General features: G+C 65.3%; 13 protein-coding genes. 2 read left to right on the forward strand and 11 right to left on the reverse strand.

Features of this window, described 5'->3' with window-relative positions; all coding sequences use genetic code 11:
• Positions 1–3: 3 nt before the first annotated feature.
• Both AB4Y44_RS15570 and rhaM read right to left on the reverse strand, forming a co-directional pair.
• Positions 4–909, reverse strand: coding sequence for an amidohydrolase (locus AB4Y44_RS15570; protein WP_368700116.1), 906 nt, complete (start codon positions 907–909; stop codon positions 4–6).
• 20 nt (positions 910–929) lie between these two features.
• Positions 930–1244 carry an L-rhamnose mutarotase gene (gene rhaM, locus AB4Y44_RS15575; RefSeq protein WP_342918653.1) on the reverse strand — a complete coding sequence of 105 codons (315 nt, stop codon included), beginning with the start codon at positions 1242–1244 and terminating at the stop codon, positions 930–932.
• 213 nt (positions 1245–1457) lie between these two features.
• Between rhaM and AB4Y44_RS15580 the strand changes: the two genes are divergently transcribed.
• Positions 1458–2450: a LysR family transcriptional regulator gene (locus AB4Y44_RS15580; RefSeq protein WP_342918652.1), complete on the forward strand. Its 993-nt coding sequence runs from the start codon at positions 1458–1460 to the stop codon at positions 2448–2450.
• Between the two features lie 16 nt (positions 2451–2466).
• Here the strand turns inward: AB4Y44_RS15580 and AB4Y44_RS15585 are convergent, their stop codons facing one another.
• From AB4Y44_RS15585 to AB4Y44_RS15625, 9 genes are all read right to left on the reverse strand, one after another.
• Positions 2467–3249, reverse strand: a complete 783-nt coding sequence (locus AB4Y44_RS15585; protein ID WP_069266104.1) for an SDR family NAD(P)-dependent oxidoreductase — start codon at positions 3247–3249, stop codon at positions 2467–2469.
• A 53-nt stretch (positions 3250–3302) separates the two neighbouring features.
• On the reverse strand, positions 3303–4481 hold the full coding sequence (gene rhmD, locus AB4Y44_RS15590; RefSeq protein ID WP_201696319.1) for an L-rhamnonate dehydratase: 1179 nt from the start codon (positions 4479–4481) through the stop codon (positions 3303–3305).
• 24 nt (positions 4482–4505) lie between these two features.
• Positions 4506–5804 (reverse strand): MFS transporter, encoded by a 1299-nt coding sequence (locus tag AB4Y44_RS15595; RefSeq protein WP_368700138.1) that lies wholly within the window; start codon positions 5802–5804, stop codon positions 4506–4508.
• Between the two features lie 166 nt (positions 5805–5970).
• The gene (locus tag AB4Y44_RS15600) at positions 5971–6723 is read right to left on the reverse strand and encodes an SDR family NAD(P)-dependent oxidoreductase (RefSeq protein WP_342918651.1); all 753 of its coding nucleotides are present in this window, start codon (positions 6721–6723) and stop codon (positions 5971–5973) included.
• Entirely contained in the window at positions 6720–7583 is an 864-nt protein-coding gene (locus AB4Y44_RS15605; protein ID WP_368700117.1) for a fumarylacetoacetate hydrolase family protein, read from the reverse strand. The genes AB4Y44_RS15600 and AB4Y44_RS15605 overlap by 4 nt, the downstream gene beginning before the upstream one ends.
• Positions 7584–7795: 212 nt before the next feature.
• Positions 7796–8512, reverse strand: coding sequence for an MIP/aquaporin family protein (locus AB4Y44_RS15610; protein WP_028203061.1), 717 nt, complete (start codon positions 8510–8512; stop codon positions 7796–7798).
• A gap of 113 nt (positions 8513–8625) precedes the next feature.
• Positions 8626–10128 (reverse strand): glycerol kinase GlpK, encoded by a 1503-nt coding sequence (gene glpK, locus AB4Y44_RS15615; RefSeq protein WP_368700118.1) that lies wholly within the window; start codon positions 10126–10128, stop codon positions 8626–8628.
• A gap of 93 nt (positions 10129–10221) precedes the next feature.
• The gene (gene glpD, locus AB4Y44_RS15620; RefSeq protein ID WP_368700119.1) at positions 10222–11772 is read right to left on the reverse strand and encodes a glycerol-3-phosphate dehydrogenase; all 1551 of its coding nucleotides are present in this window, start codon (positions 11770–11772) and stop codon (positions 10222–10224) included.
• 303 nt (positions 11773–12075) lie between these two features.
• Positions 12076–12855: a DeoR/GlpR family DNA-binding transcription regulator gene (locus tag AB4Y44_RS15625; RefSeq protein WP_342918647.1), complete on the reverse strand. Its 780-nt coding sequence runs from the start codon at positions 12853–12855 to the stop codon at positions 12076–12078.
• A 116-nt stretch (positions 12856–12971) separates the two neighbouring features.
• Here AB4Y44_RS15625 and AB4Y44_RS15630 point away from each other — a divergent pair, with 116 nt between their 5' ends.
• Complete coding sequence (locus AB4Y44_RS15630) at positions 12972–13376, forward strand: hypothetical protein (RefSeq protein WP_368700139.1); 405 nt, start codon at positions 12972–12974, stop codon at positions 13374–13376.
• The last annotated feature ends 4 nt before the right edge of the window (positions 13377–13380 follow it).

The raw sequence follows: 13380 nt of genomic DNA on the forward strand, positions 1-13380 counted from the left end.
CGCTCAAATGCGGTAGATACGTTCCGCGTTGCCGCGAAACAGCGCCTTGTGTTCGCTCTCGCTCGCGCCGCTCACGATCGACGCATACGCATGCCAAAGCTTCGAATAGCCGCCGAACAGACGGTCGACCGGAAAGTTCGAGGCGAACATCGCGCGGTCCGCGCCGAATGCGTCGATCGTTTCCAGTACATACGGGCGCAGGCTTTCGACGCTCCATCCATGGTCGAACATCGCCAGCCCGCTGATCTTCACGGCTACGTTCGGGCATGCCGCAAGCAGGCGCAGGCCGTCGCGCCACGCGCGGTAGCCCGCCACGCTATTGCGGTCGACGAACATGCCCGCGTGGTTGATCACGAGCTGAATGCCGGGATGCGCACGCGCGAGCGCGGCGGCCTCCTCCATCTGCGAGGGATAAAGCTGCAGGTCGAACGAAAGACCGTGCTTCTCCAGCAGCGCGAAGTTCTCGCGCCATGTCGCCTCATGCATGTAATGCCGCCCCACGTAGTCGTAGAGCCTGTTCTCGTGAACGTTGAGAATCTGGCGAATGCCACGCGTACGCGCAAACGCCGCGTGCGCCTCCAGCACCGCGGGCGCATTGGGCGAGCTGAGATCGCAGGCCGCGACGATCGCGTCGGGCAATGCTCGCGCCTCCCCCGCGTTCGCTGCAATGTCTGCGAGCCCTTCCAGCCAGCGCGTCTCTTCCACCGGATCGTCCGGATCGTGATTCGCTTCGACGTGCACGACCTTGAGCACGTCGATGTCGCCGGCCTCGCGTAACAGGTCGGCGGGCAGATAGTTGTGCTTGAGTTCGCGCGCATCACACACGAACGACGTGCCCGGATTCGCGAGCCACGGGTAATGATGCGTATCGAGGTTCCAGAAGTGGACGTGCGGATCGACGACCTGCATGGCATGTTCCTCGCGTGTGCTCAAGGCAAATGAAAGACCTGCACGAGCGGCTGTTGCAGCGGCACGTTGTGGGCATCCGTCTGCATGATGTCGGCCATGTAATCCCACCATTTATGCATGACGGGCAACTCGGGCAGCGCGTCCATGGTGTGATCGTCGCGGCGTTCGAGCACGGCAAGGAGATGGTGCGTCGCTTCGTCGAGAAAGATGCGGTAATTCTTCACGCCCGCGTCGCGCAGCGCGCTCGCCAGCTCGGGCCAGATTTCGCGGTGACGCCGCTCGTATTCATCCCGCTTGCCGGGATCGAGCTGCATGCGAAACGCAATTGTCTCCATGATCGTGTCTCCGTCCAGCCTTGTTACGTCGTGCGCTCATGCCGCTTGTGTGACCGGGTGCAGGCGTCGACTCGGTGTTTGCCCTGGCTTCGCGGCGCGCGATAGCACGCGTTTTTTACGTGGTTAGCTGCGTTGTGATCCGACTATAATTCCCGCATCGATAGCCAACCAATCCGATGTTGGGATCGGGCGATGCACAAACCGGATCGCTCCATGAACCATCACACTTCCGTCGTCGCACTCGTCAACCGGCTCAGATTCAAGCACCTTGCCCTGCTCGTCGCGCTCGACGACGCGCGCAACGTTCATCAGGCCGCCGACGCCATCAACGTGGCCCAGCCCAGCGCGAGCCGCATGCTGAGCGACATCGAGGAAGCATTTGGCTTCCGGCTCTTCGAGCGCAACGCGCGCGGCATGCAGCCCACCGCGCTCGGCGTCGTCACGCTCGCCTACGCGCGCCGCGCGCTCGCCGAACTCACGCGCTTTGCCGAAGACCTCGACGTGAAGCGTCGCGGCGGTCACGGCCAGCTCACCGTCGGCGCGATCATGGGCGCCGCGCCCGACTTGCTCGCGCAAGCCGTCGCCACGCTCAAGACCGAACGGCCGCTGCTGCACGTGCGCATCCTCGGCGAAACGAGCGACCAGGTCGTGCAACTGCTGCATCGCCGCGAAGTCGATCTCGCGCTCGGGCGCCTCACCACGCCGCTGCAGCACAACGACTTCAGCTTCGAGCCGATCGCGAGAGAAACGCTCGTGCTCGTCGTGCGCGCGCGCCATCCGCTTGCGCGGCGCGAACAGGTCACGCTCGCGGAACTGATGGACTGGCCGTGGGTGGCGCAGCCCATCACGAGTCCCGCGCGTGAGTTGTTCGAAGGCGAACTCGCGCGCGCCGGTCTCGGCACGCCCGCCAATCTCACCGAGTCGGCCTCGATCTTCGCCACGCTGCAACTGCTCGAAAGCTTCGACGCCGTGGCCATGCTGCCCGAGTCGGTCGTGCGCGACCATGTGCGCGGCAAGCTGCTCGTCGTGCTGCCGCTCGAAATCGGCAAGAGCCTGCCGGGCTACGGCGTGCTCACGCGCAAGAACGAGCCGCTCGCCGAGCCCGCCGAGCATTTCGTCGGCTTGCTGCGGCGCTTTTCGCAACCCTTCAAGATGGACGATATCGCTCACGATGATTCGCACGCGACCGTGCTCGCTCCTCATTGAAACGCTGGCCCTGGACTCATTGCAGATTCACGAATAGCCCGCCGTCCACGAGGAGCGCTGCGCCCGTCACATAGCGCGCGCGGTCCGAGGCGAGAAACACTACGCATTCGGCCACGTCTTCGGGCGCGCCCAGCCGACCGAGCGGAATGCGCTTTTCGAAGTACGCGCGCTTGCCTTCATCGCTCAGGTCTTCGGCATTCAGGTCGGTGGCGATGGTGCCCGGCATCACCGAATTGCAGCGGATGCCATAGGGCCCGAGCGCAATCGCGCACGACTGCATCAGCGAATGCACGCCGGCCTTGGTGGGCGTGTAGTGCGTCTGCATGCCGCCACCCACCAACGCGCTGATCGAACTCGTCGCCACGATCGCGCCGCCCGTGCCCTGCTCCTTCATTTGCCGCGCGACGGCCTGGGTCACGTAGAACGCGCCGTTCAGGTTCACGCCGATCGTGCGTTCGAGCACGGCGGGCGGCATGTCGAGAAACGAGTGGAACGGGCAGATACCCGCATTGCTTGCGAGCACATCGACCTTGCCGAAGCGCTCCACCGTCTGGCGCACGAGATCCACGCCTGTTTGCGGCGCGGCCACGTTGCCTTCCAGCGCGATCGCGCGGCGCCCTAGCCGCTCGATCTCGCCCAGCACCTCGTCGATCGCTGAGCGGCGTCCGTACGAGGCGTCGTTGTCGCCCCAGTAGTTGATCGCGACATCGGCGCCCTCGCGGGCGCTCGCAATCGCAATGGCGCGGCCAATGCCGCGCGAACCGCCGGTGACGATCACCACCTTGTCCTTGAGCAGCACGTGTTTCTCCTCGTAGCTTGTGATGCGCCTCGCCTGGTGCGCGTTCGGCGCGCTCAGTGCGTGTATGGCCGCGAAAGTTTGCAGTCCGGATTGAGCCGCACACCGAAGCCCGGCGCGTCCGGCACCTTGAGACGGCCTTTCACCGGCACCGGTTCGTCGAGCAGCAGCGGTGTGAACATCGGCACGACCTTGTCGGCCTTCGGCGCCATCATGAGGAATTCCGCGAACGGCGAGTTATGGCGCGTCACGACGAAGTGGTAGCTGTACACCGAGGAACCGTGCGGCACGACCAGCACGTTGTGGGCGTCGGCGAGCGCCGAGATCTTGATGAGTTCGGTCATGCCGCCGCACCAGTTCACGTCGGGTTGAATGAGGTCGCAACAACCCATTTCCAGCAGCATGCGAAAGCCCCAGCGCGTGGCCTCGTGTTCGCCGGTCGAAACCATCATGCCGCGCGGCACATTGCGGCGCAGTTCGGCATAGCCCCAGTAGTCGTCGGGCGGCAGGCATTCCTCGATCCACTTGAGGTCGTACTCTTTCGCGGCCTGGGCGAGGCGCGTGGCATAGCGCACGTCGAGGCTCATCCAGCAGTCGTACATGAGCCAGAAGTCGTCGCCCACGCGCTCGCGCATGGTGGCGAGCAGTTCGAGGTTCTTTCTGAGACCCTCTTCACCTTCGGCCGGACCATGCAGCAGCGGCAGCTTGCCGCCGATGAAACCCATTTCCTTCGCGAGATCGGGACGCGCGCCGGTGGCGTAGAACATCAGCTCGTCGCGTACAGGGCCGCCGAGCAGCTGATACACGGGTTCCTTGCGAATCTGCCCGAGCAGGTCCCATAGCGCGAGATCGACGCCCGATATGGTATTGAGCACGACACCCTTGCGGCCGTAGTAGAGCGTGGCGTAGTACATCTGATCCCACATCTTCTCGATGTCGGTCACGCGCTGCCCTTCGAGAAAGCGCGCGAGATGCTTCTCGACGATGAATGCGCCGATCTCGCCGCCCGTGGTCACGGCGAAACCCACGGTGCCGTCGCTCGCCTCGACTTCCACGACGAGCGTGCCGAGCACATCGATGCCGAACGAGCGGCGGCTCTGACGATACTCGGGATAGCGCGCCATCGGCGTGGAAATATGGTCGTCGATCCAGTGGCCGTCGGGTTGATCGTGATAGTCGGCGCCGCCGCCGCGCACGGTGAAGGCTCGCACGTGTTTGATGGTTGGCATGGCCATGTTACGTAGCTCCTGGGTAAAGGATTAGCGCGCGCGCCGCACGGGCGGCTCGAACGAACGAGCCGCCGGCGCAACGGCGCGCGGCGCGACGACAAGAATGAGCAGCGCGGCGGCAATGCTCGCAAGGCCGAGCAGTTCGAGGCCCGCCGCGTGGGAAGCAAAGTGTCGGTCGGCGGCGGCGCGCAGCATCGGCGCGATGAAGCCGCCCAGACCGCCCAGTGAATTGATGAGCGCGATGCCGCTGGCCGAGGCCGCGCCCGCCAGATCGCGCGCCGGGAAGGTCCAGAAGAGCGGCTGCGCCGCGATGAAGCCGCTTGCCGCGCAGCACAGGCCGAGCATCGCGACGATCGCGCCCGCGGTGCCGCCAAGGCCTCCCGCGAGGCCCGACACCGCGATGCCGACGCCCGACATCACGAGCAGGCGCGCAGCCCACGCGCGATGACCTCCGAGCCGGTCCGCACGGCGCGGCACGATCCACGTAAGCGCCACGGCGCACAGCCAGGGCACGGCCGCGAGCAGGCCCACCTTGAAGCCCACGGAGGCGCCCACGAGCGAGGCCACCTGTTGCGGCAGAAAGAAGATCACGCCGTACACGCTCATCTGGATCAGCGCATAGATGCCGGCGTAGGCGAGCACGCGGCGGTCGAACAGCGCGGCGAGCGCATCGCGCGGGCCGTGTGCGGCGGCTTCACGCGCGTCGAGCTGGATCGCGCCCGTAAGCGCGCGGCGCTCGTCGGGGGTCAGCCAGCGCGCGTCCGCGGGCTTGTCGACGAGATACCAGAAGGCCCACACGCCCACGGCCGAGGCCAGGCCGCCCTCCACGAGAAAGAGCCACTTCCAGCCCGCGAGCCCAAAGGTGCCGTGCATCTCGAGCAGAAGCCCCGACAACGGTCCGCCGAAGATGAACGCCAGCGGCGCGCCGAAATAGAACAGGCCGATGGCGCGCGCCCGCGAGGACTGCGGAAACCACTGCGTGAGGTAATAGATGATGCCGGGGAAGAAGCCCGCTTCGGCCACGCCCAGCAGGAAGCGCAGCACATAGAACGAGGTGGGCGACTGCACCCACGCCATCGCCGCGGAAATCAGGCCCCACGTGACCATGATGCGGCACATCCAGATCCGCGCGCCCACGCGGTGCAGCGCGAGATTGCTCGGCACTTCGAAGAGCGCGTAGCCGACGAAGAACACGCCCGCGCCGAACGCGAATGCCGTGTCCGAAAGGTCCGTATCGTGCAGCAGCGCCTTTTGCGCGAAGCCGATGTTCGCGCGGTCGAGAAACGCGAGCACGTACATCAAGAGCAGGAACGGCAGGAGGCGGCGCATGGCCTTGCGGCCCGCGGCTTCTGCCAGCGTAGTTGCCAGCCTGGGTGCCTGGGTAGTTGCCTCGATAGACATCGATGTCTCCTGTCGGCGCTCTTCTATGACCACCGCGCCGTTATCATGATCCCGCGCGTGGTCCGGCCGATGCGCGCGGGTCGTGCTTCCCGCCTCAGTACGTCGCGCGCCCGCCCGAAAGATCGAACACCGAGCCGGTGCTGAACGCGCAGTCTTCCGTCGTGAGCCACACGATCATCGAAGCCGCCTCGTCCGGCATCAGGAAGCGGTTCATCGGGATCTTCGCGAGCATGTAGTCGATATGCTGCTGCGACATCGAATCGAAAATCTCGGTCTTGGCCGCCGCCGGCGTCACGGCGTTGACGAGCACGCCCTTCGTGGCAAGCTCCTTGCCGAGCGACTTGGTCAGCCCGATGAGCCCGGCCTTCGATGCGCTGTAGTGCGAAGCATTCGGATTGCCTTCCTTGCCGGCCACGGAGGCGATATTGACGATGCGCCCATAGCCCTGCTCGATCATGCGCGGCACCACGGCGCGGCAGGTGAGGTAGCTGCCGATCAAATTCACTTCGATCACGCGGCGCCACACGTCGACGGGCAGTTCCCACGTGAGGCCATTGCCGCCCGTGATGCCCGCGCTGTTCACGAGCGCGTGAATCGCGCCGTGCGTCTTCACGGTTTGCCGTGCGGCGGCCTCGACCGAGGCTTCGTCGGTCAGTTCGACCGTCACCACCGAAACCTTGCCCAGTTCCGACAATTCGGCGCGCGCGCGTTCGAGCCGTTCGGCGTCGATGTCCCAGAGCGCGACCGACGCGCCCGAACGCAGTGCCCGTTGCGCCACGGCATAACCCAGACCGCGCGCGCCGCCCGTCACGACCATCACGCGATCGTTCAGATCCAGTTGATTCATTGCGCCTGCCCTCCTTGTTCCGCCACGAGGCGTTGCCGTTGTTCGCCGAGTCCGCTCACGCCCAGCCGCATGGTCTGTCCCGCGCGCAAGTAGATCGGTTCCGGCTTCTGCCCCATGCCCACGCCAGGCGGCGTGCCGGTCGAGATCACGTCGCCGGGCTGCAGGCTCATGAACTGGCTGATATAGGAAACGAGCGTCGCCACGTCGAAGATCATCGTGCGCGTGTTGCCGTTCTGGTAGCGCTTGCCGTCGACTTCGAGCCACATGTCGAGCGCCTGCGGGTCGGCGATCTCGTCGCGCGTGACGAGCCAGGGGCCGAGCGGCGCGAAGGTGTCGTAGCCCTTGCCCTTGTCCCACTGGCCGCCGCGCTCGATCTGCCACGCGCGCTCGGAAACATCGTTGACCACGCAATAACCGGCCACATGATCGAGCGCGCGCTCGCGCGGCACGTTGCGCGCTGCTTCGCCGATCACCACGCCCAGCTCGACTTCCCAGTCGACCTTCGTCGCGCCCGGCGGAATCAGCACGTCGTCGTTCGGGCCGGTAATGGAACTCGTTGCCTTGAGGAAGAGCACGGGCTCGGTGGGCACGGGCATGTTCGATTCGGCCGCGTGGTCGGAATAATTGAGGCCCACGCAGACGATCTTGCCGACGCTGCCCACGCAGGGACCCAGGCGGGAGTCGGCGGGAACGAGCGGCAAGGCGGCGAGATCGCAGCTGGCGAGTCGGCGCAGCGCGGCTGCGCCGAGGCCTTTACCGGCCACGTCCGGCGTGACGCTGGAGAGATCGCGCACGCGCCCCTCGTTATCGATCACACCCGGCTTTTCAGCCCCCTTACTGCCCCAGCGGACCAGCTTCATGTGGCGTCTCCTGATATTGGAATGGATCGTTGACAGCCAATATAGGGGTGCCGCGATAGCCGAACAATCCGAAAGCCGCATGAGGCGATAGCGAAACCGGATCGCGCCCTTTGCACGGTGATGCGTACGCAGAAAATCAAAAGCCCGCGAACGCCGGGGCGTACGCGGGCTTGGTGCACTGCAACGCGCCTGTCGCGCAGGCGCGGTGCGGGTCAGTGCATCGCGTGCAGGTAGTGATAGAGACCGGCCGCCGCGGCACCGCCGGCAAGCGGCCCGAACACCGGAATCCACGCATAGCGCCAGTCGCTGTCGCGCTTGCCCGGAATCGGCAGCAGCGCGTGCATGATGCGCGGCGAGAGATCGCGCGCCGGGCTCATCGCGTAGCCGGTCGGGCCGCCGAGCGAAATGCCGATGCCGAGCACGAGGAGGCCCACGGGCAGCGCGTCGAGCGCGCCGAGACCCACCTGCGGCGAGGCCAGATAGAGCACGCCGAGGATCAGCACGAAGGTGCAGATCGCCTCCGTCAACACGTTGTGCCGCTTGCTGCGAATGGCGGGCGCCGTGCAAAACACCGCGAGCTTGATATCCGGATCGGCTTCGTTCGCGAAGTGCTGTCGATAGGCAAGCCACACGAGCAGCGCGCCCGCCATGCCGCCAAGCATCTGCGCCGCGATATAGCCGCCGACCTTCGACCACGCGAACTTGCCCGCGAGCGCGAGGCTGATCGTTACGATCGGGTTGAGGTGCGCGCCGCTGAACGAAGCGGTCACGTAGACCGCCACGAACACGGCCATGGCCCAGCCCATCACGATGACGATGAGGTCGGCGCCCTTGCCCTTCGTTTTTGCCAGCAGCACGTTCGCAACGGCGCCGTTACCGAGCAGCACGAGAATGGCCGTGCCGATGAATTCAGCAATATAGGGTGACATGATTGTCGTAGTCTCTCTCTGCCCGCGCGGTGCATGCGCACGAAGCGCATGCGATCCCGCTGCGGGTTATGTTAATTAGTTATGCTTGTATATTGGAAAGCTGACTGCGCGGCTCAGTGCGAGTCGTCTGCCCAGGCCTTGGCCGCGCGCACCGCACGCTGCCAGCCTGCGCGACAGGCGTCCACCTGCGCGTCCTGCATCGACGGCGCGAAACGACGGTCGAGCTTCCACTGGCTCTGCAGTTCGCCCACGTTCTGCCAGTAGCCGGTTGCGAGGCCGGCGAGGTAGGCCGCGCCGAGCGCCGTGGTTTCGGTGATCTTCGGGCGCACCGCATCCACGCCGAGCAGATCCGCCTGGAACTGCATGAGCAGATTGTTCGCGCTCGCGCCGCCGTCCACGCGCAACTCGCCCACGCTGATGCCCGAATCCGCTTCCATGGCCGCCAGCACGTCGAGCGACTGGTATGCGATCGAGTCGAGCGCCGCGCGCGCGAGATGCGCCGAGGTCGTGCCGCGCGTCACGCCGAACAGCGTGCCGCGTGCGTGCGCGTTCCAGTGCGGCGCGCCGAGGCCCGCGAACGCCGGCACGAGGTACACGCCGTCCGTATGCGGCACGCTTGCGGCGAGCGCTTCGATTTCCGGTGCGCTCTTGATGATGCCCACACCGTCGCGCAGCCACTGCACCACCGCGCCGGCAATGAAGATGCTGCCTTCGAGCGCGTAGTTGACTTCGTCGCCGATCTGCCATGCGATCGTCGTGACGAGGTTGTTCTTCGACTCGATGGGTTTCGTGCCCGTGTTCATCATCAGGAAGCAGCCCGTGCCGTAGGTGTTCTTCACCATGCCCGTGCTCGTGCACATCTGGCCGAACATCGCGGCCTGCTGGTCGCCCGCGATGCCGGCCAGCGGAATCTTCGAGGCGAACACCGTGGTTTTGGTCGGACCATACACTTCGGATGACGAACGGACTTCTGGCAGCATGCTGCGCGGAATTTCGAGCGCGTCGAGCAGCTCGTCGTCCCATTGGCGCGTGTGAATATTGAAGAGCATGGTGCGCGACGCATTCGTCACGTCGGTCACGTGCAGTTCGTGCTTCGTGAAGTTCCACACGAGCCAGCTGTCCACGGTGCCGAACGCGAGCTTGCCTTGACGCGCTTTTTCGCGTGCGCCGGACACGTTGTCGAGAATCCAGCGAATCTTGGTTGCCGAGAAGTACGAATCGATCGGCAGACCCGTTTTCGCACGCACTTTCTCTTCGAGGCCGCGCGCCTTGAGCGAGTCGCAGAAGTCGGCCGTGCGGCGGTCTTGCCACACGATGGCGTTATAGACCGGATGGCCCGTCTCCCGGTCCCAGACGATCGTCGTCTCGCGCTGGTTCGTAATGCCGATCGCGGCGATGTTGGTGCCGTTCATGCCGGCGCGCGTCACGGCCTCGGCGGCAACGCCCGCCTGGGTCGACCAGATTTCCTGCGGATCGTGCTCGACCCAGCCCGGCTGCGGATAAATCTGTTCGAACTCCTTCTGGGCCACCGAAACGATGTTGCCCTGGCGGTCGAAAAGCATGGCGCGCGAACTCGTGGTGCCCTGGTCGAGCGCAAGAATGTACTGTTCCTGCATGTCTCTCATCTCCGTCTGTACTAGTTGTGATGACGCGCCGCGGGGACGGCACGTTGGGGGTGCGTGACCTACCTTGCGTGATGCCGGCGAACTTCAGTGCTGCGCGGTCGCCGTCGCGCTTGTTGCGGCAAACCAGTGATCGATTGCGGCGGCCACGCCGTTGAGCGTGCCCGGCGCGACATGGAGGCCCAGCTTCGAGCGGCGCCACAACACGTCGTCGGCGCGCGTGGCCCATTCGGCGTTGCGCAGGTAGCGCAATTCGGCCTCGAAGATGCCCGGCGCGACTTCGGCGCCGAGGTCAGCGAGCGATTGCGCGTTGTCGAGGAGCCGCTCGGCGCGCGTGCCGTAGGCGCGTGCGTAGCGGCGCGCGAGCACGGCGGGCAGCCACGCATGGCGTCTCGCGAAGTCCTGTGCAAAGGGCTCGAAACGCGCGTTCGCGATATCGCCGCCGGGCAGCGGCGCACCCGCCGTCCACGAAGGCGCAGCGTGGTCGAGCACGCGGCACAGCATGTCGGAAGCTTCTTCCGCGAGCTTGCGGAAGGTCGTGATCTTGCCGCCGAACACCGAAAGCAGTGGCGCGCCGGCGGTTTCGTCGAGTTCGAGCTTGTAGTCGCGCGTGACGGCGGACGCATTCTCCGCGCCCTCTTCCTCGAGCAGCGGACGCACGCCCGAGTAAGTCCATTGCACGTCGGCCGGCGAGATCTTGCGCTTGAAATAGCGGTTGATCGACTCGCACAGATAGCGCGTTTCGTCGCCATCGATCGAGACCTTCGCGGGATCGTTGTGATACTCCACGTCGGTCGTGCCGATGAGCGTGAAGTCGTGCTCGTACGGAATCGCGAAGATGATGCGCTTGTCCGGGTTCTGGAAGATGTACGCGTGGTCGTGCTCGAACAGGCGCTTCGTGACGATATGGCTGCCCTTCACGAGCCGCACGCTGTGCTGCGCGCCGCGCCCGAGCGCACCGTGGAGCACTTCGCCCACCCACGGCCCGGCCGCGTTGGCGATGGCGCGGGCGCGCACGTCGAAGGTGCTGCCGTCCGGACGGCGCAGCAGCGCCTGCCATTCGCTTTCCGCGCCGTTCGTGGCGCTCGTGCGCACGGCGGAAACGAGCTTCGTGCGCGTGAGGATTTGCGCGCCGCGCTCTTGCGCGTCGAGCACGTTGAGCACGACGAGGCGCGCGTCGTCGACCCAGCCGTCCGAATACACGAAGCCGCGCTGGATCGAGTCGATGAGCGGCTCACCGGCCGCATGACGGCGCATGTCGATGCCGCGCGAGCCCGGCAGCAATTCGCGCTTCGCGAGATGGTCGTAGAGAAACAGGCCCATGCGAATGAGCCAGGCGGGACGCAGATTCGGCATGTGCGGCATGACGAAACGCAGCGGCCACATGATGTGGGGCGCGGCCCGCAGCAGCGTTTCACGCTCCTGCAGCGCCTTGCGCACGAGTCCGAATTCCTTGTACTCGAGATAGCGCAAGCCGCCGTGAATCAGCTTGGTGCTGGACGACGAGGTATGCGAGGCGAGATCGTCCTGCTCGCAAAGGAGCACCGACAACCCGCGGCCGGCCGCGTCGCGCGCGATGCCCGCGCCGTTGATCCCGCCGCCCACGACGAGCAGATCGTACCGGTTCTGTTGAGTCACCCTGCTGTGTCCCTGAAAGAAAAACGAACCTCGAAATGTTCGAATTCGAAATTTATCGAACATGAACGAAAAAGTAAAGGTTCGTTTTTCGGGAGATTGACCGAAAGCAGTGCGTAAACGAACATGCATCGGACAGATTCGAACGGTCGTCAGGCGCGAATGAAAACGGGGCCTCGCGCGTTTGCGCGCGCTTCCGATGGGCAGCGCCCCGCCCACTCGCGAAACGCGCTGGATTTCTGATCGGAAATGGAGAAGACGCGCGGACGACGCGCCCGGAAAAAGCGCGGACGAAAAACCCGCGGCTTAGGCGGCGACGTGAACCTGCGTGCCCGCGGCGAGCACCGCCTCGTTCATTTCCTCGGGCAGCGGCTGGTCGGTGAAGAGCGCGTGAATCTGGCTCAGGTGCCCCTGGCGTACGAGCGCCGGGCGGCCGACCTTCGAATGGTCGGCCACGAGGTAGACCGTGCGCGCATGCTCGATGATGGCCTGCGCCACGCGGACTTCGCGCGTGTCGAAGTCGCGCAGCGTGCCGTCGGTCTCGATGGCCGACGTGCCGATGATCGCGTAATCCACCTTGAACTGGCGGATGAAGTCGATGGTGTGCTCGCCGACGATGCCTTTGTCCCAAGGCCGCACGACGCCGCCCGTGATCATCACTTCGCAGTCGGGGTAGCCGCTCATCACGCTCGCCACGTTGAGGTTGTTCGTGACGACGCGCAGGCCCTGATGATGATTGAGCGCACGCGCGACTTCCTCGGTCGTGGTGCCGAGGTTGATGAAGAGCGAGGCCTGATCGGGAATGTGCTGGGCCGCCAGAGTCGCGATGCGGCGCTTCTCCTCATGGAACATGTGCTGACGCGCGCTGTACGAGACGTTCTCCGAACTCGTGGGCAGGCTCGCGCCGCCGTGATAACGGCGCAGCAGATTCATGTCGGCGAGCCAGTTCACGTCGCGGCGGATGGTTTGCGGCGTGACGTCGAAATGCGAGGCGAGATCGTCGACCGTGACGAAGCCGTCGCGTTGCACCCATTCGAGCATTTCCTGCTGGCGCGCGTTCAGGGTGAGGCGAGGATCTCGTGTCATTGGCTCGTTTGGCAGGCAAGTGAGGACCGACCTATTGTAAGGGCTTGCCCACCCGAATCAGGAGAAAGCCGATGCATGCCGTACGCAAATGGATAGCAGGCGCCGCCGTGGCCGCCATGCTGGCCCCGCTGCTGGTCCCGCTGCCCGCCGCCGCGCAAACGAACTCCGGCTCTACGCCTCCTGCTGCACCCGCCGCCCCCGCCACGCCCGCCGGCGACGGCACTTTCCTCCTGACGATCTTCCTGAAGCACGACGAGTCGAAGCCGCTGCCGAAGATCAATCAGCAGCTCGCGGAACAGGGCTTCTACAAGTCCTTTCCGCCGCCCGGCATCGAAGTGGTCTCGTGGTATGTGATGATGGGGATCGGCCAGGTCGTGACGCTGCGCGTGCCCGCCGACCGGCTGCGCGAGGTGAACCGCGCGATCGAGCAGACCGCGTGGGGCGGCTATCGCACGGAGTTCTATCCGACCTACGACTACAAGGCGCTTGCCGAAGAAGCGCGGGCGCGCAACGGCAAGTAGCGGG

The organism is Paraburkholderia sp. BR10937 (genome assembly GCF_040965695.1).
GTDB lineage: Bacteria > Pseudomonadota > Gammaproteobacteria > Burkholderiales > Burkholderiaceae > Paraburkholderia.

Coding starts and splice junctions, on each gene's coding strand:
- AB4Y44_RS15570 (WP_368700116.1), bottom strand. CDS start 909: ATGCAGGTCGTCGATCCGCACGTCCACTTCTGGAACCTCGATACGCAT.
- rhaM (WP_342918653.1), bottom strand. CDS start 1,244: ATGGAGACAATTGCGTTTCGCATGCAGCTCGATCCCGGCAAGCGGGAT.
- AB4Y44_RS15580 (WP_342918652.1), top strand. CDS start 1,458: ATGAACCATCACACTTCCGTCGTCGCACTCGTCAACCGGCTCAGATTC.
- rhmD (WP_201696319.1), bottom strand. CDS start 4,481: ATGGCCATGCCAACCATCAAACACGTGCGAGCCTTCACCGTGCGCGGC.
- AB4Y44_RS15595 (WP_368700138.1), bottom strand. CDS start 5,804: ATGCGCCGCCTCCTGCCGTTCCTGCTCTTGATGTACGTGCTCGCGTTT.
- AB4Y44_RS15600 (WP_342918651.1), bottom strand. CDS start 6,723: ATGAATCAACTGGATCTGAACGATCGCGTGATGGTCGTGACGGGCGGC.
- AB4Y44_RS15605 (WP_368700117.1), bottom strand. CDS start 7,583: ATGAAGCTGGTCCGCTGGGGCAGTAAGGGGGCTGAAAAGCCGGGTGTG.
- AB4Y44_RS15610 (WP_028203061.1), bottom strand. CDS start 8,512: ATGTCACCCTATATTGCTGAATTCATCGGCACGGCCATTCTCGTGCTG.
- glpK (WP_368700118.1), bottom strand. CDS start 10,128: ATGCAGGAACAGTACATTCTTGCGCTCGACCAGGGCACCACGAGTTCG.
- AB4Y44_RS15625 (WP_342918647.1), bottom strand. CDS start 12,855: ATGACACGAGATCCTCGCCTCACCCTGAACGCGCGCCAGCAGGAAATG.
- AB4Y44_RS15630 (WP_368700139.1), top strand. CDS start 12,972: ATGCTGGCCCCGCTGCTGGTCCCGCTGCCCGCCGCCGCGCAAACGAAC.